General features: G+C 27.9%; 18 protein-coding genes, 4 tRNA genes, 1 pseudogene and 1 other annotated feature. Of the genes and pseudogenes, 3 read left to right on the plus strand and 20 right to left on the minus strand.

Annotated elements, in window-relative coordinates; genetic code table 11:
* Positions 1 to 5: 5 nt before the first annotated feature.
* A complete protein-coding gene (locus tag NSA23_RS09475; protein WP_042679153.1) occupies positions 6 to 1,394 on the minus strand; it encodes a sodium-dependent transporter in 1,389 nt (462 codons plus the stop codon).
* Between the two features lie 318 nt (positions 1,395 to 1,712).
* On the opposite strand from NSA23_RS09475, the gene NSA23_RS09480 reads away from it, so the two are divergent.
* The gene (locus tag NSA23_RS09480; protein ID WP_042679152.1) at positions 1,713 to 2,630 is read left to right on the plus strand and encodes a DUF2935 domain-containing protein; all 918 of its coding nucleotides are present in this window, start codon (positions 1,713 to 1,715) and stop codon (positions 2,628 to 2,630) included.
* 32 nt (positions 2,631 to 2,662) lie between these two features.
* Here the strand turns inward: NSA23_RS09480 and NSA23_RS09485 are convergent.
* The 17 genes from NSA23_RS09485 to NSA23_RS09565 all read right to left on the minus strand — a co-directional run bounded on the left by NSA23_RS09485 (position 2,663) and on the right by NSA23_RS09565 (position 18,740).
* A tRNA-Ser gene (locus NSA23_RS09485) sits at positions 2,663 to 2,753 on the minus strand.
* Positions 2,754 to 2,757: 4 nt separating this feature from the next.
* Positions 2,758 to 3,207, minus strand: coding sequence for a tRNA adenosine(34) deaminase TadA (gene tadA / locus NSA23_RS09490; RefSeq protein ID WP_042679151.1), 450 nt, complete (start codon positions 3,205 to 3,207; stop codon positions 2,758 to 2,760).
* Between the two features lie 30 nt (positions 3,208 to 3,237).
* A tRNA-Arg gene (locus tag NSA23_RS09495) sits at positions 3,238 to 3,314 on the minus strand.
* A gap of 79 nt (positions 3,315 to 3,393) precedes the next feature.
* The gene (locus NSA23_RS09500) at positions 3,394 to 4,596 is read right to left on the minus strand and encodes a D-alanyl-D-alanine carboxypeptidase family protein (protein WP_257490467.1); all 1,203 of its coding nucleotides are present in this window, start codon (positions 4,594 to 4,596) and stop codon (positions 3,394 to 3,396) included.
* Positions 4,597 to 4,626: 30 nt separating this feature from the next.
* On the minus strand, positions 4,627 to 6,129 hold the full coding sequence (locus tag NSA23_RS09505) for a M1 family metallopeptidase (protein WP_050069710.1): 1,503 nt from the start codon (positions 6,127 to 6,129) through the stop codon (positions 4,627 to 4,629).
* 116 nt (positions 6,130 to 6,245) lie between these two features.
* On the minus strand, positions 6,246 to 7,520 hold the full coding sequence (gene serS, locus NSA23_RS09510) for a serine--tRNA ligase (RefSeq protein ID WP_042679149.1): 1,275 nt from the start codon (positions 7,518 to 7,520) through the stop codon (positions 6,246 to 6,248).
* A 50-nt stretch (positions 7,521 to 7,570) separates the two neighbouring features.
* Positions 7,571 to 7,737: a binding site (T-box leader), on the minus strand.
* Between the two features lie 95 nt (positions 7,738 to 7,832).
* Positions 7,833 to 9,503 (minus strand): dihydrolipoyl dehydrogenase, encoded by a 1,671-nt coding sequence (lpdA, locus tag NSA23_RS09515; protein WP_222704708.1) that lies wholly within the window; start codon positions 9,501 to 9,503, stop codon positions 7,833 to 7,835.
* Between the two features lie 67 nt (positions 9,504 to 9,570).
* On the minus strand, positions 9,571 to 9,924 hold the full coding sequence (locus NSA23_RS09520; protein ID WP_042679144.1) for a carboxymuconolactone decarboxylase family protein: 354 nt from the start codon (positions 9,922 to 9,924) through the stop codon (positions 9,571 to 9,573).
* A gap of 77 nt (positions 9,925 to 10,001) precedes the next feature.
* Positions 10,002 to 10,433, minus strand: coding sequence for a MarR family winged helix-turn-helix transcriptional regulator (locus NSA23_RS09525; RefSeq protein WP_042679142.1), 432 nt, complete (start codon positions 10,431 to 10,433; stop codon positions 10,002 to 10,004).
* 76 nt (positions 10,434 to 10,509) lie between these two features.
* The gene (locus NSA23_RS09530) at positions 10,510 to 11,532 is read right to left on the minus strand and encodes a PTS sugar transporter subunit IIC (RefSeq protein WP_042679140.1); all 1,023 of its coding nucleotides are present in this window, start codon (positions 11,530 to 11,532) and stop codon (positions 10,510 to 10,512) included.
* A 68-nt stretch (positions 11,533 to 11,600) separates the two neighbouring features.
* Positions 11,601 to 12,122, minus strand: a complete 522-nt coding sequence (locus NSA23_RS09535; protein ID WP_042679138.1) for a transcription repressor NadR — start codon at positions 12,120 to 12,122, stop codon at positions 11,601 to 11,603.
* A gap of 225 nt (positions 12,123 to 12,347) precedes the next feature.
* Complete coding sequence (locus NSA23_RS09540) at positions 12,348 to 12,944, minus strand: hypothetical protein (RefSeq protein ID WP_042679135.1); 597 nt, start codon at positions 12,942 to 12,944, stop codon at positions 12,348 to 12,350.
* Positions 12,945 to 13,096: 152 nt separating this feature from the next.
* Positions 13,097 to 13,462, minus strand: a complete 366-nt coding sequence (locus tag NSA23_RS09545; RefSeq protein WP_042679133.1) for a hypothetical protein — start codon at positions 13,460 to 13,462, stop codon at positions 13,097 to 13,099.
* Positions 13,463 to 13,580: 118 nt separating this feature from the next.
* Positions 13,581 to 15,245, minus strand: coding sequence for an ABC transporter ATP-binding protein (locus NSA23_RS09550; RefSeq protein ID WP_042679184.1), 1,665 nt, complete (start codon positions 15,243 to 15,245; stop codon positions 13,581 to 13,583).
* A 464-nt stretch (positions 15,246 to 15,709) separates the two neighbouring features.
* The gene (locus tag NSA23_RS09555; RefSeq protein ID WP_042679131.1) at positions 15,710 to 16,978 is read right to left on the minus strand and encodes a TraB/GumN family protein; all 1,269 of its coding nucleotides are present in this window, start codon (positions 16,976 to 16,978) and stop codon (positions 15,710 to 15,712) included.
* Positions 16,979 to 17,017: 39 nt separating this feature from the next.
* A complete protein-coding gene (locus tag NSA23_RS09560) occupies positions 17,018 to 18,295 on the minus strand; it encodes a radical SAM/SPASM domain-containing protein (RefSeq protein WP_257490468.1) in 1,278 nt (425 codons plus the stop codon).
* 271 nt (positions 18,296 to 18,566) lie between these two features.
* A complete protein-coding gene (locus NSA23_RS09565) occupies positions 18,567 to 18,740 on the minus strand; it encodes a hypothetical protein (protein ID WP_187116624.1) in 174 nt (57 codons plus the stop codon).
* A 538-nt stretch (positions 18,741 to 19,278) separates the two neighbouring features.
* Here NSA23_RS09565 and NSA23_RS09570 point away from each other — a divergent pair.
* Positions 19,279 to 19,353, plus strand: a tRNA-Glu gene (locus tag NSA23_RS09570).
* A 6-nt stretch (positions 19,354 to 19,359) separates the two neighbouring features.
* Positions 19,360 to 19,436, plus strand: a tRNA-Asp gene (locus NSA23_RS09575).
* Positions 19,437 to 19,491: 55 nt separating this feature from the next.
* On the opposite strand, the gene NSA23_RS09580 is transcribed toward NSA23_RS09575, so the two are convergent.
* Positions 19,492 to 20,475 carry an ATP-binding protein gene (locus tag NSA23_RS09580; protein ID WP_042679126.1) on the minus strand — a complete coding sequence of 328 codons (984 nt, stop codon included), beginning with the start codon at positions 20,473 to 20,475 and terminating at the stop codon, positions 19,492 to 19,494.
* Between the two features lie 178 nt (positions 20,476 to 20,653).
* Positions 20,654 to 21,604 (minus strand): annotated as a pseudogene (locus NSA23_RS09585) (RNA-guided endonuclease InsQ/TnpB family protein); the annotation flags it as partial.

Raw genomic sequence — 21,604 nt, forward strand, 5'->3', positions numbered from 1 at the left:
GATTCTTATATTATTCCAATGCCAGCTAAAAATACTATTAGTATGAGAATGGGACAAATAAACTTTATAATAAAATAGTATACATCTATATAACTTGCTTTTATAATGCCATCATTCGTCAGTTGATTTTCTAAAGTCTTTTTGTTAAACTTCCAACCTACAAATATACAGCTAATAAGGGCTGCAATAGTTAAGAAATAATTTGCTGTTAAATAATCTAAAAAGTCAAATAAATTTCTGCCAAAAAATACTTCCCCAGATAAAGGACCATTAGAAAGTGACGCAAATACTCCTAATAAAGATATTAAAACAGTACTTAAGATAGAAGCCTTCTTCCTTTCCATATTAAAACACTCTATTACATAAGCAGTTACTACTTCCAATAAGGATATAGTACTTGTAAGAGCTGCTAAAGCTAACAATATGAAAAACATTGAAGAAAATATAGGACCTCCTGGCATCTTAGCAAATACATTTGGAAGTGTAATAAATACTAACCCTGGACCACTATTTGGAGCAATATCAAAAGCAAATACTGCTGGGAATATAGCTATTCCTACTAATAATGCTATTACAGTATCAGCTATAGCTACATTTAGAGATGTTTTACCTAATTTTTCACCTTTGCCTATATAAGAACCGTAAGTAATCATTATTCCCATTCCTAAACTCAATGAGAAAAACGAATGGCCTAATGCATCTAATATACTAGCTCCAGTAATCTTTGAAAAATCTGGCTTAAATAAAAACTCTAATCCTGCACTACCTCCTGGTAAGGTAATAGCCCTAATATCTAATATAATTATTATAACTAATAATAAGGGTATTAATATTTTTGAAATCTTTTCTATTCCCCCCTGAACACCTGCAGCTACTATAAATCCTGTTATAGCCATGAATATTAACTGACAAACTACAGGTTTTACTGGATGAGTTATAAAATCTACAAACATTGTTTCAATTTGTGTGACAGTCTTACCTGCAAACTGATTAGTAATAGATTTCCCTATATACTCTAAGGACCATCCTGCTATAACTCCATAAAAAGAAAGTATCATAAATGCTGCTAAAACTCCTAATATACCACTGATATACCATTTTCCATTGGGAGATAATTTTTTAAAAGAACCTATAGCATCTTTTTTACCCTCCCTGCCTACTACAAATTCGGACAACATCAATGGAATTCCTATTATTGCAACACAAATTAAATAAACTAAAATAAATGCTCCTCCACCATTCATCCCAGTAATATAAGGAAATCTCCATATATTACCTAGCCCTACTGCTGAACCTATAGCTGCTGCTAGTATACCAAAGCTTGTTGCAAAAGTTTCCCTACCACTGCTTTCAGGGCTTTTACCTAAATTTACTTTGTTTGAGTTCTGACTCATTTTTCTACCTCCTTGCTAAAAAGTTACAAAATTTTAATATTCTCTATGCAAATCATAGTACGAATTTTGGGAAAAGTCAAGAAATTATCTGAATTATCTAAATATTAACAATACATTTCTTGCTCTTTAGGTATTCATTCTCATGTATTTGTTTATAAATATTCAAAAATAGCCACTTTGTTTATACTTATTTATTGATAATTGTCTAACACTTTAAATGATGAGTTATTTTTGTTAGTTATTTAACATCCACTAAATCACCTTTTTTTAATAGCTTAATATAATAATATTAATATGTTATTAAAGGAGGAGATCTTTTTGTTGTCTAAAGAGGAATATATTAAACTTTCTTTAGAATACAATTTGTTTTTTGCAAGAATAATGAAAGAACATCTTATTTTTATTGAAGCTTCATTACCAATAAAAAATAGTAGATTAATACTAGATATTGATGACTTAAAAAAAGATTTTGAAAGTTTTTTGTTAGAAATTGTTTATTTAGCCAATAAACAAATAGGAGAAGATGTTCTATCTTCAAATGAATTAGTAACTCAATACACTTTAAATGCCGAATTACTTACAGAGTTTTATACTGGAGTATGTATAGATACAGATATTACAAAATTAGAGATGAATTTAGTTCCTAAATATAATAAAAATTATTCTCCAGAGCTTTATGAAAAGGTCTATAATTTAAATATGGAAGCTATAAATTTAGTAGATAATTTAATTCAATTACAAAGAGATTTAACAGACAGCGTTTTAGACTGTAAAATTTTTATAACTCTTTATCCTTTACTTTTAGAACATACCTTTGAAGAGGCAGAAGTTTATTTGAATATACTTGAAAAACTACAAAGCTTAGATGAAAGTATATTAGATAATAATATATTAAAAAAAGAAGTATTTTGGAATGAAATAATGGAAGAACACTCTATGTTTATAAGAGGATTACTTGATCCTACAGAAGGAAATTTAATAAATATTGCAAATGAATTTGCTGCACTATTTGAAGAGTTAACAATAGAAGCTAAAGAAGCTTTGGAAAATAACTCTCCTGCCGAAGAAATTACAGAAAAAAGTTTAGAAGCTACTGAGAAAATTAAAGATTTTAAATCAGAAGCTACAGAAGGTTTATTGAATTGCAATATAAGGTCTATAATAATACCTCTATTAGCTGATCATGTTTTAAGAGAAGCTTATTATTATTTAAGAATTTTAAAAAGCTCAAATTAATTCAATTTGAGCTTTTTAAATTTATATACTATTGGCGGAGAGAGAGGGATTTGAACCCTCGGTACAGTAAAACTGTACAATGGTTTTCGAGACCACCACCTTCAACCTCTCGGTCACCTCTCCATATTCATTTTTTCCTTAGTTTTTTAAAAAAATCTTTTAAAATTATTTTACACTCATCTTCCAATACTCCAAAAGTAGTATCTACCTTGTGATTAAAATTAGAATTGTGAAGTAAATCAATTACAGTACCACAACATCCCATCTTATAATCTTTTGTTCCAATAACTAATCTATCTATTCTAGAATTTAGTATAGCTCCTGCACACATAGGACAAGGTTCTAATGTTACATACATAGTACAATTTATAAGTCTCCAACCATTTAAATATTCACTAGCTCTTTTTATAGCAATTATCTCTGCATGAGCTGTGGGATCTTTTAAACTTTCTCTCATATTATATCCAGTAGCTATCACTTCATTTTTATGAACAATAATAGCTCCTACAGGCACTTCCAAAATATTAGAAGCTTTTTCAGCTTCTTTTAAAGCCAATGACATATATTTTTCATCCATATTTTTCACCTATATATTTAATTACAAAAATGGTGCACCCGAGAGGAGTCGAACCCCCGACACACGCCTTAGGAGGGCGCTGCTCTATCCTACTGAGCTACGGATGCACACTGTGTACTCATATATTTTACACTATTTTTATTGAAAAGTCAATGGACACAGAAGAACCGTCCCCTTGTGTTGCTGTTAGAAAACAGAATTCCAAATGTATGCTAAAAAACCTTTTATATTTCTGAAAGCTTTTATTAGAAAATTAGCCTCTCTTATATTCTTCCCTAAAACCAAATCAACTTCTTTCAATACTTTATCACTATTTTCACTATATAATATTACTTTTCCTATAGTATCTCCCTTTTTAAGAGGTAATTTAATATCATTGTCTATAACTACTTTTTTTAATGTATTATCATTCTTTTTTTCTAATACATATGTATCTTCTTTAGGAAATACTTCTACTTCTAATCTATTTCCATTAGGAATATGTATAACATCTACTGGAGAGTCCTTAGATAATACTAGATTTTTTTTGTAATTTATAAGCCCATAATTTAATAAATATTTGCTCATGTTTTTTCTGCCTTCTTCGCTTTTAGTTCCCATTACTATACCAATAAGTCTAGAATCTTCATCCTTAGCTTGTCCTTTTACATTAATTGTAGAAACCAGACAGTAACCCGCTCCATCAGTAAATCCTGTTTTGAGTCCATCTACTTCAGGTATTTCCTTCAACAATGGATTTGTATTTTTATTTACAAAATCCTCTCCTCTTATACTATCATCTATATCAATTTTTTCTTTTTTAGTTATTTCAAGTATTTGAGGATATTCTTTTAATATGTATCTGGAAAGTTCAAAAATATCTCTAACACTCATAGTATTATGCCCACTATTTTCAGGAAGACCGTTAGGGTTTAAAAATTTTGCATTTTCTAATCCTATTTCTTTTGCTTTTTGATTCATCTTTTTTACAAAGCTTGGTACATCTCCTGATACATGCTTAGCTAAAGCTACACAAGAATCATTAGCAGAAACTATCAACGTACTTTGAAGTAAAGTTTCTACTGAAAATTTTTCTCCTTCTTCTAACTCAAAAGTCGAACCTTTGATACTTGCCACTTCCTTATCTATAGTTATTTCATCTTTCATAGATATATTTCTATTTCTTATTTCATCCATTACTACAGTATAGGTCATAAGCTTTGTAATACTAGCTATCTCTAGTGGGGTATCTATATTGTATTCTTCCAGTATTCTGCCTTCTTCAAAATCTGCTAATAAATATGCTGAAACTCCTTCTTCAATACCTATTTTTCCAGCAAAAGATATTGAATTAATTAGAAAAATAAATACTAATAAAAAAAATGCTTGCCTTTTAAATTTAATTTTCATAATATCACCTTTATTTTAAAATTAGATATGCTATTCCCTTTTATAAAGCCATTTATATACTCTCTTTTCAAAACTAGTGCCTGTTACCTCTTCACAAACCTTTATAAAATCTTCAGTTTTAGCATTGTAAAATTTATGTTTATTATAATACTTATCCAGTATATCATATAGTGTTTCTTTGCCAAAGTCTTTTTTTATTTCATCTAAAAACATAGCACCCCTATAATAAACTAATGCTCCATAGTCATTCCAATTATTAAAATCTTCTAAGGATTTAACAACTACTTCTTCAAATTTGTAGGATTCTTGCATATAATCATAATAGTTTTTCATATCTTCATAATGTTCTTTCCCCATTTCTTCACCATATATTTCATCTAAATATACTATTTCAGAATAAGTTGTTAAGGATTCATCTAGCCATGCTTCTTCTACCTGATTGTTCCCTACTACTCCATACCACCACTGATGACCTGTTTCATGAGCTATTACCTTTTCTAAAAAATCCTTTTCAAACTCATTATAATACTCTCTCCCTATAAAAACCAAACCTGGATATTCCATACCTCCACTAAAATCTGTAGCTACTACAGAATAATTTCCATAAGGATATTTTCCAAACAATTTATTAAAAGTTCTAATAGAATTTTCCGAAACATCTCCTACAAACTTTTTAATATCTGAATCTCCCTCTAAAAAATAATTTTTTATTTTTATCCCTTCAACTTCTCTTTCTTCTACTGTAAAATATTCACTAGCTATCCAAGCAAAATCCCTTATAAGTTTCCCTTCAATATTATATGTCTTTTTATTCCCTTTGATTTTTTCATCTAATATATTTCCACTAGAAGCTACTATTATATTTCTAGGTACTGTTATTCTTACCTCATAATTACTTATATCACTATAAAAAGGATCTCCAATATTATAATAAGGATCTGTATTCCATCCGTTTTCATCATATACAGATACTATAGGGTACCAATTTCCAAAATTAAATGTATCTTCTCCATAGCCAAATCTATCTTGTGCTGAAGGAAGTTTGACCTTATACTCCAAATATATATCTAATTTTTCATTTGGTTTTAAAGCTGAATTAGGTTCTATCTTTAAAATAGTATCTCCATGTCCTTGTATCTCATAATTTACATCTTTTTTATTCACCATAACCTTATTTAAATCTATGAATCCAGGCTCATATTTTCCATTGTAAATCTTTTCAAAATCATCCTCTAAAAATGGGGCAGTTTCTTTTGATTTAAAAGCATTTGGATAAAGATGTATAAAAATATCTTTTAAATTACTATCTGTATTGTTTACATATGTAATCACCTGCTTTCCTGTGTAATTTTTTTCCCTTGGATTAAATTCTACCTCTATTTTATAATTATTTAATTTGTCTATTTTCAAATCATTATAATCATTTGTAATCAACGTTTCATGAGTAGAATTAGATACTAAGCAACCAGATAATATTATAGAAAGTGATAGTACAATTATTAAAAAACTAGATATTTTCCTTTTACTATACATAATTAACCTCCAAAATCCTATATTATTATATTATATTTTAAATCTAAATTTTTATTAATAAAAAATGACTGTCTAAAATAATTAAAATTATTTTAAGACAGTCACTAGTTGTTTTATTATTTAGTTATCCTTTCCATACCTCTCATATATGGTCTCAATACTTCTGGAATAAGTATTGAACCATCCTCTTGTTGATAATTCTCAACTAAGGCTGCAAATGTTCTTCCTACAGCAAGACCAGAACCATTTAATGTATGAGCATATTCTATTTTTTTGTTTTCTTTTCTTCTAAATCTAATATTTGCCCTTCTAGCCTGAAAATCCTCAAAATTACTACAAGAAGATATTTCAACATATCTATTATAGCTAGGCATCCATACTTCTATATCATAAGTTTTAGCTGATGAGAAACCTAAATCTCCAGTACAGAGATTTACAACCCTGTAAGGAAGCCCTAATTTTTTCAAAACCTCTTCTGCATCATTTGTAAGTTTTTCAAGTTCATCATAAGATCCTTCAGGTTTTACAAATTTAACTAATTCTACTTTATCAAATTGGTGATTTCTTATAAGCCCTCTTGTATCTCTTCCAGCTGAACCTGCTTCCTGTCTAAAACAAGGTGTATATGCTGTATAATAAATAGGTAATTCATCTTCATTTAGTATTTCATTTCTATGCAAATTTGTAACTGGAACTTCTGCTGTAGGTACTAAGAAATAATCTTTACTTGGAACTGAAAAAGCATCTTCTTCAAATTTAGGCAATTGTCCTGTACCAGTCATACTGTTTCTATTTACCATAAATGGAGTCAACATTTCCATATAATCTTGATCAATTGTATGAAGATCTAACATGAAATTAATTAATGCTCTCTGAAGCAATGCTCCTTTGTTTCTAAATATACTAAATCTTGCACCTGTTATTTTAGAAGCCCTTTCAAAATCAAGTATATTTAATTCAATTCCTAAATCCCAATGGGCTTTTGGTTCAAAGGAAAATTTTGTAGGTTCTCCCCATTTCCTAATTTCTACATTATCTTCATCTGTTTTCCCTTCTGGTACATCATCATGCGGAATATTGGGAATACCTAAAAGTAAATTTTTTAAATCCTTATCTATTTCTTTAACTTCTACATCCATATTTTTAATATTTGAAGACAATTCCTTCATCTCTTTTAACAGCTCAGATACATCTTTTGCCTCTTTTTTCATCTTTGGAATTTCTTTTGAAACTTTATTTTGTTGTGATTTCATTTCTTCTAACTTTACTAAAATCTCTCTTCTCTTCTCATCCAGTTTTATTACCTCATCAATATTATGTTCGCCAGAAAGTTTAGCAATCCCTTTTTTTACTAATTCAGGATTTTTTCTAATCATTTTAATATCTAACACTTTTCCATCCCCTCCATTCTTATTTTAGAAATAAAAAAACTCTCCATCCCTTTAGGGACGAGAGTTACCCGCGTTGCCACCCTAGTTAGCTAAAAGCTCACTTAGTATAAATAATTTGCTCCGAGCTGGATTCAGTAATTTGCCCCACCAATTTTCACCTACCATTGGCTCTCTTAAGAGACTAGAATTACTTACTATTTCTCATCAACACAAACTATTGAATTTTGAGAAATATTATACCACATATAAGAAATTATTTCAAGTACTATTTTTTTACAATTAAAAACCCTTACTTTCTGTAAGGGTTTTTAATTAGTTATGAATACACATTCCTTCTGCCGCCAATGCTGCTTCAAAAATAGATTCAGAGGTTGTTGGATGAGGATGTATAGTATCAATAATATAGTCTATTGTTAATTCATTAGAAATAGCTATGGATACTTCATTGATTAAATCTGTTGCATTTGGACCTATGATTGCAGCTCCTATAACTTTTTTAGAATCTTTTTCAACAATGATCTTTACAAATCCTTCAGTTGAGCCATATGTTAGAGCTTTTCCATTTGACATAAATGGAAATTTACCTATTTCTACATCTATATTTTCTTTAGCTGCAGTTTTTTCATCAATTCCTATAGTTGCAATTTCTGGGTCAGTAAATATAGCACTTGGTATGTTACTATAGTCTATAACACTTTCCTTACCCATTATATTCTTAGCAGCAACTATACCCTGTGCTGAGGCTACATGGGCTAATTGTACCTGTCCTGTTGCATCTCCTATAGCATATATATTAGGTATATTTGTTCTCATCTTATGATCTACTTTTACTCCTTTTTTGTTTTCATTTAGTTCAACTTTTACTTTTTCTAGATTTAAACCTTCTATATAGGGTTGTCTACCAACGGAAACCAGTACTTTCTCCGTAGATATAAATTTCTTTTCACCATTGGTAAACTCTACTATACATTTATGGTTTTCATCATCTAAAATTCTATCTACTTTAGAATCTGTATAAATCTTTATTCCTCTATCTTCTGCAATTTCTCTAATTGTATCTTGTACATCTTCATCTAAACTAGGCAATATATTTGGCATAAACTCAACTATAGTTACTTTGCTACCTAAGCTATTGTATATAAAGGCAAATTCCATGCCTATGACTCCTCCGCCAATGATCACAATTTCTTCTGGAAGTTTTATTAATTCCAATGCTTCATCGCTTTTTAGAACATTATCTAATTCAATTCCTGGAATAGGAAGTCGTGAAACAGTAGAACCTGTAGCAATAATTATATCTTCTGTTTTTATAGTAGTTTCTTTACGTTTACTCTTTACAAATACTGTATTTTCATCTACTATTTCTCCAACTCCTGTTATGATTTTCACATTATTTGACCCAAGAAGGTGTTCAATACCTCCAGTTAATTGAGCTACTATATTATCTTTTCTAGAAATTACTTCGTCCATATTTACTCCATGTTCTTTTGAAAAGCATCCATATTTATTTGCATCTTGAATATTCTTATATATTTCTGCCGATCTAACTAAAGCCTTTGTTGGAATACATCCTCTATTTAAACAAGTACCACCTATACTATCTTTTTCCACTATTACAACATCAGCACCCATTTGTGCTAGTTTAATAGCTGCTACATACCCTCCTGGTCCTGAGCCTATTATAGTTACTTTAGTTTCTATTTCTTCTTCTATTGGAGACATTATACCTTCAAAATAATTGAAACTACCTTTAGATTCTTTTTTAACTTCTTTTTGTTCGACTATTTCTCCTTCAATTAAAACTAATAACTGGCCTAATTTAACCTTATCTCCTTCTTTTACATTTATCTCTTTTATAATTCCTTCTGCATTTGAATATATGTCTATAGTTTTCTTGTTCTCTTCCACAGCTACTAAAGGTTCTCCAGAATGTATTTCATCCCCTACATTCTTACATACCCTAACTACCTTTCCACTTTTCAAACCACCTGGTACATTTTCAAACTTAATTTGGATTTTAATTTTAATCGCCTCCTATTGCCATTAAAACCTATTGGAAATCCTTTTCAAACTCATCAATACTATCTTTCACTAATGTAACACTATAAGCCATTGATGGTCCTCCGCCAAAAGCAACTGCTACCATTGCCGCTTCCATTATTTCATTTCTACTAGCTCCTGATTCTAATGCTTTATATACATGAAATGCTATACAATATTCACATCTATTATAAGCTGCAACTGCAACACTTATTAACTCCTTAGTCTTTACATCTAATGCATTAGGTTCATAACATGCGCCTAATAAATTCATAAAAGCTTCTACTTGAGCACCACTAGTTTCACTTGCTTCTTGAAGACCGTTAGTAAAATCGTTTAATAATTCTCTTGGATTGTTTTTCATTTTTATACCCCCTAAAAAAAGTATTTGCTATGCTAATTATTAGTATAGCAAATACTTCACAAAGAGACAACCCTTTTTTAAATTTTTTCACCAATATTAGACAGCATTTTATTTACAACATTTATAAATATATCCATTTCTTCATCTGATATGCCATTAGCAAAAATTCTTGCCATCTCTTCCCCTTCTGGCAATAACTCTTTTCTATATTCTTTTCCTTTTTCAGTTAAATATATATTTGTAATTCTTCTATCTAAAGAATCTTTTTTCCTATAAACATATTCTTCCTTTTCCATTCTGTCTATAAGTCTAGCTACTGTAGAATCTTTAATGTCCATAAGTTCTCCCAATTCTTTCTGGCTAATTCCCTCTTCTTTTCCTAAATAAAATAATGCTATCCATTGAACACGAGTAATACCTAATTTAGACAGCCTTTCATTAAATGCATCTGCCATCTTTTTTGCTGCTTTGTTAGTTATAAATGCTACACAGGTATCTAAATCAAACAAAGTTTCCACTCTCCTAATAAATATATTCTACTTTACATTATACACAAATTTTAGATTTTCCAAAAGAAAAAAGGGGTTATATTTTCATATCCCCTTTTTTAATATATCCTTTTTTCCTCATCCATTCAGATATTACAAAAGATATTATACCTGGAAGTATAAAATGGAGCAATAAAATTTTTATAAATACTCCTACTCCTGCACCCATTGTATCTATTGTTGCAAATTGTCCTACTAGTCCACTAGTTCCCATACCTGCACCTATCATATTTCCTTCCATTTTTAATAAAGTAGTAGATATTGGTCCCAGTATTGCAGAGGCTATTATTGGTGGAATCCAAATTCTAGGGTTTTTAATTATATTAGGAATCTGGAGCATAGATGTTCCTATTCCCTGTGCTATAAGCCCTCCAAATCCATTTTCTCTATAAGAAGAAATAGCAAAGCCTATCATCTGTGCAGCACATCCTACAGTACTTGCTCCTGCTGCTAATCCACTAAGACCTAGAGAAATAGCCAATGCTGCACTACTTATTGGAAGAGTTAAGGCAATACCCATTAATACTGATACTAATATTCCCATAGGAATAGGTTGAAGTTCTGTAGCCATATTTATTATATTTCCAACAAATATCATAAAAGCACTTACTATTGGTGAAATATAATTACCTACAAAGCCTCCTACAATTATAGTTCCTAAGGGCACTATAACTATATCTACCTTAGTTCTTCCTTGAACTAATTTAGAAAACTCTGCTCCTAATAAAGCTGCAATAAATGCACCTACTGGTTCTCCTACTGCTATTAATGTTTCTCCGCCATCAATGTGGATAGTTCCAGCTCCTATTGCCCCTGTAATGATAGAAGCAAATATTCCAAGGGGAGAAGCATTTATACTGTATGCAACTCCAGCTCCTATGGCTGGTCCCATCATGTACTGAGCTATCTGACCAAATTCAATTATAGAATTTATCTTAAAAAGAGTTCCTAATTGTTTAATTATAAGTCCTATGATTAGAGAAGAAAACAATCCAAGTGCCATACCATTTAAAACCTTAATTAAATATTCTTTTACTCCATCTTTAGATTCTTTTTCCATTTTAGCCACTCCTCATTAATGTTATTACAGTTGTCTTGTCACCTATATATACAAAATATATCATTTTATTAATCTTTTATCAAGTAGCTTTTTTCTTCCAATACCTTTTCAATTTTTTTAAAGTTTTCTTCATTTTCTACTTCTATAGAATGAATATGGACTCCTTCTGTTAAAGAAGATAGTGGTTCGGCATTAGTGGCTTTTAAATTTTTTATAAATTCATCTACATCTAGTCTTGAACTAATCATAAGAGAACTCTTAATCTCTCCATATATTGGATGTTCAATAATTACATCTAGTACTTTTCCTCCAATATCTACAATGGTCTTTAATTCATCTTCAATTTCTTCATAAGTTGAATGTTTGCATACAATAGTTTTGATTAACCTTCTTTCATTTACATCTTTTAAGACAATATATCCCTGAGGTGTAGCTATAATTTCTTCTCCACTAGCTCTTAAAATAGCAATATCTTGTACTATTATCTGCCTACTTACTCCTAACTTTTTAGCAAGATCTGTACCACTTATAGCTTTATCTAGTTTATTTAATATATTTATAATCTCTGATCTTCTATCATCTGAACTCATAATATATTTCCTCCTTTTTTATATTATATTTATTTTATCACTATCTGGCTAGGCTATCAGCAAATAATATTTTAATTCTTTTAAAAAGGAGTAAGAGCGGGTGAATCCTTCATAATTATTAAGTATTGAAAATAATCCGTTGTTACTCCTTTATCTGCCTTTAGTACAAAATAAAGCTTATCCTTAAAAGGAGACTTTTTTCCATTAAGTTTAAATATTGTTATATCAGCAAATATCAATAATATCTACATTATTGATATTTGCTGATGTAATTTCTTCCCTACAATTTTCATTAGATAAATAATAATAATTATTATAACAATCTTTATAACCATAGCTTATAGACAATACTCTATCTTTAAAAGGTGAATCATCTTCGTTTAAATACATTCCAAGTCTCTTACTTTTATATAAAGGGCCCATAATATCTTCCTGATATACATGTCCATATCCAAATTGACCAAAAAATTTACCATCTTGATAAATATTATATATTTCTTTAAAACTGTCATATATATTTTTCTCTCTAATTTCAAAATAAGAATATTTTTCGGTAGAAATAGGAACAACCATATTATTTAGTACCATACAAAAATCAAAATATCTATCTCCTAAGTACTCTTTATATTTACTTACATTTCCTTCTATATCTTTTTGTAATAAATTTAATAAATATACAAATCTGTCATGGTTTTCAATACTATTAATACTATTTTTTTCTTTTTCAAACCTCTCTATTAAAGCTGGAGTACTAGCTATCTTTTCTTTGCTTGATATAATTGAACTCAAATAATCCGCAGCAAAAGATAATTTCGTTTCCAAATCAATTCCTACAAATTTTATTTTTTTATCTTCAGCAATAGTAGTATTATATTCTTGTATTTTTTTAAGGAATTCATAAAAATCATTGCTTCCAAATATTGAACCCTTAGAATTTTTAACAACATATTCTAATATCTTTTCATCCCCTGTGTCTAAATATTATTTATATGTTCACTAACACTATATCCAAACTCCCCTAAAATGTACCTAACATCTACCTTATTATTCAAATATTTAATTAATTCTAACTGCAAATCATAGTTCATCTTTACACCATGTACCTCTCCTGCTAGAAAAACATCATGTTTTCTTATGTCTTTATCTAGTATACTAAAATCTTTTATATAATCTTTCTCTTTTAAATTTAAACTTATATGATTCTTCTCAATATATTTATTCAGATATCTTTCAGTTGAATTTCCGGTATATGTAGTACAGCCCGTCAATATCGCTGAAATTAAAAAGATTAAAATAAATATCAATGTGATTTTTTTATGCTTTATACTACATATGTTCATTTTTTCTCCCCCTTACTTGAATACACAGTGTGAAATATAATAATGTATTTAGCAAATACAAAAGCATTGATGTTTAAACATTTTATATAAATTTGACATATCACTGAATATATTTAAACTAACTTTGATATACATTAATTTTATCATTCAAATTATAGCATATTTCATTTGAACTAATAACTTCATCTGCTATATCTAAAATTTCTTTACTATGAGTAACTATAATAATTATTTTATATTCTTTTATCTGATTTAATATAAATTTTAATTTTTCAATACTATTAATATCTAATACTGATGTAGGTTCATCTAATATAATCACATCTGGATCTTTTAAAAATGTTCTTGTAAGAGATATTTTTAATTTTTCACCTCCAGATATATTATTTGCATCCTCATATAGACTTGTATTTATACCCTTTGAAAATTTATTTAAGTCAAAGTTCAATTTTTTTAATAATTCTTCAATATCACCATAATTATATTTATTAATACCATAAACTACATTCTTTTTAATTGTATCATTAATTAGTCTAGGTTCTTGCTCACTAATACCTATAATTCTTTTTCGAACACTATACATATCTAATTTTCTCAATTCCAATGAATTATAATATATATTTCCTTTATAATAATCATTGAAAAGTCCCAGTATTAAATTAATAAATGTACTTTTCCCTGTTCCATTTCGTCCAGTAATACAATAAATACTTCCCTTTTTAAATTCATAGTTAAAGTCATTTATAATATTCCTCGTATAATCATATGAAAAATAAACATTTTCAAGAATTATTGTATCAATAGTATCTAATGTTTTATCTCCATTAGCCTCCTTTGATTGATTTAATATTTTTTCCAATCTATTATAAGAAACTAAGGCATCCTGATAAGATTTTCCTAGACTTAAATAATAGCTTATACATTCCATAATCATAGAAAAATAGCTATTTATTATAGTAAATTGACCTATAGTTAAACCCCCATTGATTATTTCCATTCCTCCAAATAGAAATATTGTTATTTGGTATATAGTCACAGTCATTGAATCACTACTTGAAAAAATATATGATATTCTTGTATATTTTAAAAGGGATACTAACACTGTTGAAAAATTTTCTCTAAGCTGTTCCCCAGATTCCTCAAAAGTAGAATTTAACTTAATCAATTTTATATTGTATAATTGCTCGTTCATTTTTGAAAAAAACTTATTTTGCTTCTCTTTCAAATCATGTCCAGATTTAAATAATGGTTTTTTAAATATAAAATATATTGCTAAATATAGTGGAATAAATGGTATCAATAATATAGTTAGTTTTCTATTTATTCTAATGGAAATATAAAATACAAATATAAGGGTTAGAGATTTAATTATTGAATCTAACATATTATTCAATATGAATGAAACTAAAGTATTACTATCGGAATTAACTCTTTGATTCAAATATGTAGTATCTATGTCCTTAAAATAAAGTATTGGAAGCTTAAAAATATGATTTAATACATCAAGGTTCAAATCAATAGCAGATTTTGTTTGAAGTTTAACATAAGAATAATTCATTATAAATGATGACACTATGCTTACAATTCCTATGAGAAGTATTTTCATAGTAAAATTAAATATAGTAGAACTATTTTGAGAATATATTAATGAATCTATATAATTACCGGTTATATAAGGTATTGAAATTGATATTATCCATGAAAGAATACTAAGTATGAAAAATATAAACAATTGTAATTTATACTTAAATATGTATTTTTTAATAAATTTAAATATTTTCATATAAATCAACCGCTTTCTTCCAATTTCACAATATCTGGCCCAATAAATATAATAAAATCACTTTGTTTGTTATTTATTCAAAATTTGATTTTATGCCAAACTTTTTTATTAACTCCACAGTTATTATTGCATTAATATCATTCCTTTTATTTCTAATCTAGATCTTTATTCAAATATCATCCAATCAATCTATTTTAATACTTTAACTTTTCTATAACTATAAGCTTATTTTCTTTACCTAGTTTAGTATTATTAAAATTATAAATATAATCTTTTATCTATATGAATAAATTTTATAGAAGTGCTTAATTCTTCACTGCAGAACTTAATTTTAAAGAAAAGATTCTTAGAAGAAGTATTTTCTATAGATATAACATTCTATAACCTATTGTCAATTTAAAATATATTTTATAAAATCTCTTAATCATATTTAAATATATTTTAATCTATCTGATTATAGATATCTATTGAAAAGGAGTAAGTGCTGATGAATCTTTCATAATTATTAGATATTGAAAATAATCCGTTGTCACCCCTTTATCTGCATTTGGTACAAAATAAAGCTCATCCTTAAAAGGAGACTTTTTTCCATTAAGTTTAAATACTGTTACATCTGCATCCAAATACTTATCAATAATATCTATATTATTTATATTTACTGGTGTAATTTCCTTCCCATAATTTTCATCAGATAAATGTTCATTATCATAACAATCTTTATAACCATAGCTTATAGACAATACTCTATCTTTAACAGGTGAATCACCTTTGTTTAAATACATTCCAAATCTTTTATTATTATATAAATAATCCATAATATTCTCTTGATATACATGTCCATCTCCGAATTGACCAAAAAACTTACCTTTTTGACAAACATTATACATTTCTTTAAAATTATCATATATACTTTTTTCCCTAATTTTATGATAAGAATCTTTTTCAGTAGAAACATGAACAACTATATTATCTAATACCATACAAAAATCAAAATATCTATCTCCTAAGTACTTTTTATATTTACTTACATTTCCTTCTATATCTTTTTGTAATAAATTTAATAAATCTACAAATCTATCATAATTTTCAATACTATTAATACTATTTTTTTCTTTTTCAAACCTCTCTATTAAAGCTGGAGTACTGGCTATCTTTTCTTTGCTTGATATAATTGAACTCAAATAATCTACAGCAAAAGATAATTTCATTTCCAAATCAATTCCTACAAATTTTATTTTTTTATCTTCAGCAATAGTAGTATTATATTCTTGTATTTTTTTAAGGAATTCATAAAACTCATTGCTTCCAAATATTGAACCCTCAGAATTTTTAACAACATATTCTAATATCTTTTCATCCCCTGTGTCTAAATATTTATTTATATGTTCACCAACACTATATCCAAACTCCCCTAAAATGTACCTAACATCTGCTTTATTATTCAAATATTTAATTAATTCTAACTGCAAATCATAGTTCATCTTTACACCATGTGCCTCTCCTGCTAGAAAAACATCATGTTTTCTTATGTCTTTATCTAATATACTAAAATCTTTTATATAATCTCCATCTTTTAGATTTAATCCGATATAATTCTTTTCAATATATTTATTCAGATATCTTTCAGTTGAATTTCCGGTATATGTAGTACAGCCTGTTAATATCATTGAAGTTAAAAAGATTAAAATAAATATCAATGTCATTTTTTTATGCTTTATACTACATATGTCCATATTTTCTCCCCCTTACTTGAATATACTAATTTTATACACTTAAATAGTATTAATCTTATCATTTATTCTATTTTTATTTGCATAATCTTCATAATACAATTCAAGTTTATCTCTGAAATTAATTACATCGTATGGACACTCTAACTCTTTGCCTTCTATTGCCTTTAAATGACATCCACCTAGACAAATCGGAAATAATTTACATTGGTTACACTTTTTATCATGCTCTATAGATAACCATTTTATAAGATTTCCCTTTAATTCTATACCATCTTTAATCGTACCTACTGCCTTGTTCTTGTCTCCAATCTCACACCAACATTTATACAAATTGCCATATGGATCAATTACATATGATTTAGATGACAACGCTGAGCATGGTAAAAATTTAACACTTGGATAGGATATATTATCTATATTTTTATTATTAGTATACATTTGTCTTAATACATCAAATTCAATGGTACTAAAGTCTTTATATGAAAAACATTTATCCGTATTTACACTGCATGCATCAGTTTGTTTTTCAATAGGTGCTATATAAAAATTTATATCATTCCTAAAGAAAAAATTGTATAACTCGTCCATTCCAGTAATGTTGTTTTTATCTATGTTGCATCTTACAGTTATAGGAATTATATCCGCACAATTAATAATATTGCTAGTTATTATTTCAAAACTATCAGAACCATTCTTTAAACGTCTTCTATTATTGTTTACCTCCTTTGTTCCATCCAATGTAACCTGCGCATGTGTAATTTTCAAATCATATAAAATTTTAGCTGTCTCTCTATCTAGCAAAGTTCCATTTGTTACTATTGATGCATTATATGATTTTTTAAACTTCTTACATAGGTCAATTATTTTGTTTGAGATATATGATATGATATCAATGCTCAGTAGAGGTTCTCCTCCATACCAAGAAATGTGTATGTTATCAATAGTATTACTACATAAATATTCTTCAATAAATTTAATTATGTCGTCAGCTACCCTTATAGTCATATATATATCTCCTTTCTTCTCATAACAATAAGGGCAGGCCATATTGCAATCTAATGTAGGCACAATTGCCAAACCTAAAGTTTCTGAACTAAATCTTTGAAAATTCTTTAAAGTTTTAATTAATAACCTTTCATCAATATCCTGTTCTACTAAAAAACCATTTGACTTCATACAATTTAATATATTAATTTCATCTTCCGTATTTAATTCCTTAATATTTTCTATATTCTCATATATATGTCTTCCCTTGTCATTCATAATACCAAAAGCACCAGATAAGCTATTATATAATAGAATGTCTTTATTTTCCAATTCCCTCACCACTATATTATAAAAAGATTTTTTTAATTTTAAGGCTTTCTTATTCAGATCATTTTTTATCATTAATTCTTAATATCCCCTATAATTTTGAATTGTTAAAAATTTACCTTCAATATCAAATTTATTATATAAGATTGTTGCATGACTAATAATCTATTTAAAATACAATTATATTTTAAGACTATTATGTCATGCAACGTATTTTCTACAAAGTAATAACTTAAATAAATTTTATTTCAAATATAATACTATACATCTGGTGTTAAAGTATAGGACATGGGCTTGCAGCAAGAAATGGACATTTATAACTGCCATTACCGCTGCCTTCATTTGTACATATACGATGACCTATTTGATCTGTTGTGATGGGAGGATTATTCTTTGGTTCTATTTTTATAAGATCTGTGTTTAAAACCCCTTGTTTAATAATATCCATTAATTTCACCTCCTTAATTTAATTATTTATTTCAACCCGTTATATGAATATTAAAATATTATGCATTATATAACTGGAACAATGCTTTTATCATTTTGCAAATAAGTATGTCATAGAGCTAATACTAAATAATCTACTATTATATATGCTTTATATTATTTAAGTTTACATATGCATACTATAAAACTTTGTTTTTTAAAAATTTATGATGCCAGAAACATTTATGAATTGTATTTTGAATTTTGTATAAATTCTCTATATATTTATCATACATTAAACATTAAATATCTTCAAGATTTTCCCTTCGACATTTCTTTATATTTATAAGCTAAAAATGAAAAAATATTTAGAAATCCTAGATTTTTCTTGCCTTAACGTCGTTATTTACTATTTTCTGATTTATCTCTAGTCCAATTATTCTTCTAGACTTGCTTCGATCTTATTTAAAACGATACATTCTTAAATAATTTTTAAAAACTATTGACAAGCCCTTTGTTTTAGGGTAATATATAATTGGTTTTATTTTTGTACAAAATATGGCCCTATGGTCAAGCGGTTAAGACATCGCCCTTTCACGGCGGTATCCCGGGTTCGAATCCCGGTAGGGTCACCATATATTGGCCTGGTAGTTCAGTTGGTTAGAATGCCAGCCTGTCACGCTGGAGGTCGAGGGTTCGAGTCCCTTCCAGGTCGCCATAGAAAAAAAGAGCTTAGAAAATTCTAAGCTCTTTTTATTTACTTTAACTATATATTAGCCTTCCCACCTTAAATCTGGTCCATAGAATTTTAATGGTATAAATTTTTCAAGAATCCTTGAAAACACTCTATCTGTATATATATCAGATATTTCTTTAGGTGTTAAATTAGTTGAGATAATAGTCTTTTTGCCACTTATAAGTCTTGTATTTACTATATTAAATATTTCTGCATTAGTAAAAGTATTTGACACTTCTGTTCCTAAATCATCTATTATTAGTAAATCTGCTTCAAATAAATAATTATAATCTGCATAATCAAATTTTTTCTCTTTTTTATTAAATCTATGATTTTCTATTATTTCTAATATAGTAAAAGCTGTTTGATATACAACTATTTTATTCTTATCTAATAATGATTTTGCAATACAATTGCACATAAAAGTTTTCCCTAATCCTGTACTCCCATAAAAAAGAAGATTTTGTCCATTTTTTTCACTAAAGTTATTTACAAAACCTTCAGATATACTTAATATATTCATCATATTTTCTCTAGGAGTTAGTTTTTCATCTTGAAAAGGTTTATTGGGAAATATATTTATATCAAAGGTTTTAAAATTTTCCTTATCTAAATTATCTTCAATATTTGACATCTTATAAGCCCTTCTTATAAGAGCTTGTTTAAAACAATTACATTTCTCTCCGTTCTCAAGATATCCTGTATCTTTACAATTATTGCATTCATGATTTACATCTAAATATTCTAAAGGTATATTATTTTCTGTAAGAAGGAATGCTTTTCTCATTTTTAATTTTTTCATTTTTTCCTTTATTTCCTTCAAATTTTTTTCATAACTTTTATGATTAGTTAAAATAGCCTTAGATATTAGAAATCCTGTTTTAGATATTTTATCATCAATTTGTTTAATTTCAGGTACTTTTAAATATACTTCATCTTGTCTTAATTTTTGCTCATACTTAGCTTTATCCCTCTTTTTTTCATATTCACTTAAAATATCATTTAAAATACTTTTATCCATAGGCTATTCCGTTAATGAAAACTTATAAAACTCTATAACCAACTTATAAAAGTTTACGTTTCATTCCTTAATCATCATACTCTTTTTCGGATTAATCCTACTCAAGTGATCTAGCACTCCAAAGGCTTAAATTCCCCACTAACGTATGGGTACATGGAAATAGTATCGTTTAAGTGATTTAGGCTATTTCCTGACCATAGTTTTTAAGATTTAAACTAGCATTTAAATCCCTATCCAATATAGAGCCACAATCTTCGCAGATATATTTTCTATCACTTAACTTTAAATTCTTTTTGTATGAACCGCATTGGCTACAAGTTTTGCTACTGGGAAAGAACCTATCTGCCACTATGAACTTTATATTATTCCATTCTGATTTATATTGAAGTTGTCTATAAAATTCATAAAATCCTTGATATTGTATAGCTTTGGATAAATGCTTATTCTTCATCATCCCTAATACATTCAAATCTTCTACTACAATAAAGCCTGGTTTTCGCTTTATTATTTCAGTAGTTATTTGGTGGGAGTAATTATGACGAATATTTGTAAGCCTTTGGTTTAACTTTTTAAGTTGATTTTCTAGCCTTATAATATTTTTAGTTTTCTTGTAACGGTCTCCCTCCCTTCCTTTTTCATATTTTCTTGATACCTTTCTTTGTAGTCTTTTCTTTCTTTTTTCTAGTTTCTCTATTTCTTTAGTTTTATTTATGTTTTTATAAATATTTCCATCTGATACAACTGCTAATTTTTCTATACCTACATCTATTCCTATTCCCTCATTTGTGGGTATTTCTATATTATCAGGATATTCTATACTCACTGCTATCCACCAGTTTACCCCATCAAATGATACTCTTGGGTTAATATATTTAACACCTTTACCATAAGGTATTCTTCTATGCTCATACAATCTTATCCAGTTAAATTGTTGCTTGTTTTTCTTTCTGCTGGTAGTTAGTTTTTCTAATTTTACATGGGTATCAGTAAATTGTATTTTGTCTGTATCTACATAAAAACTTGGTTTAGTTCTTCTTCTACTTTTAAATCTTGGAAAGTTACTTTCACCTTTAAAAAATCTGATATAAGCATTACATGCATCTTTTATTGCTTGTTTTGTAATATTGTT

The organism is Anaerosalibacter massiliensis (assembly GCF_024623155.1).
Lineage (GTDB): Bacteria > Bacillota > Clostridia > Tissierellales > Sporanaerobacteraceae > Anaerosalibacter > Anaerosalibacter massiliensis.

Bases quoted from the DNA above. Each gene is read 5' to 3' on its own strand.
- NSA23_RS09475 (WP_042679153.1), bottom strand. From the start codon at position 1,394: ATGAGTCAGAACTCAAACAAAGTAAATTTAGGTAAAAGCCCTGAAAGC.
- tadA (WP_042679151.1), bottom strand. From the start codon at position 3,207: ATGGATGAAAAATATATGTCATTGGCTTTAAAAGAAGCTGAAAAAGCT.
- NSA23_RS09500 (WP_257490467.1), bottom strand. From the start codon at position 4,596: ATGAAAATTAAATTTAAAAGGCAAGCATTTTTTTTATTAGTATTTATT.
- NSA23_RS09505 (WP_050069710.1), bottom strand. From the start codon at position 6,129: ATGTATAGTAAAAGGAAAATATCTAGTTTTTTAATAATTGTACTATCA.
- NSA23_RS09520 (WP_042679144.1), bottom strand. From the start codon at position 9,924: ATGAAAAACAATCCAAGAGAATTATTAAACGATTTTACTAACGGTCTT.
- NSA23_RS09530 (WP_042679140.1), bottom strand. From the start codon at position 11,532: ATGGAAAAAGAATCTAAAGATGGAGTAAAAGAATATTTAATTAAGGTT.
- NSA23_RS09535 (WP_042679138.1), bottom strand. From the start codon at position 12,122: ATGAGTTCAGATGATAGAAGATCAGAGATTATAAATATATTAAATAAA.
- NSA23_RS09545 (WP_042679133.1), bottom strand. From the start codon at position 13,462: ATGAACATATGTAGTATAAAGCATAAAAAAATCACATTGATATTTATT.
- NSA23_RS09550 (WP_042679184.1), bottom strand. From the start codon at position 15,245: ATGAAAATATTTAAATTTATTAAAAAATACATATTTAAGTATAAATTA.
- NSA23_RS09555 (WP_042679131.1), bottom strand. From the start codon at position 16,978: ATGGACATATGTAGTATAAAGCATAAAAAAATGACATTGATATTTATT.
- NSA23_RS09565 (WP_187116624.1), bottom strand. From the start codon at position 18,740: ATGGATATTATTAAACAAGGGGTTTTAAACACAGATCTTATAAAAATA.
- NSA23_RS09580 (WP_042679126.1), bottom strand. From the start codon at position 20,475: ATGGATAAAAGTATTTTAAATGATATTTTAAGTGAATATGAAAAAAAG.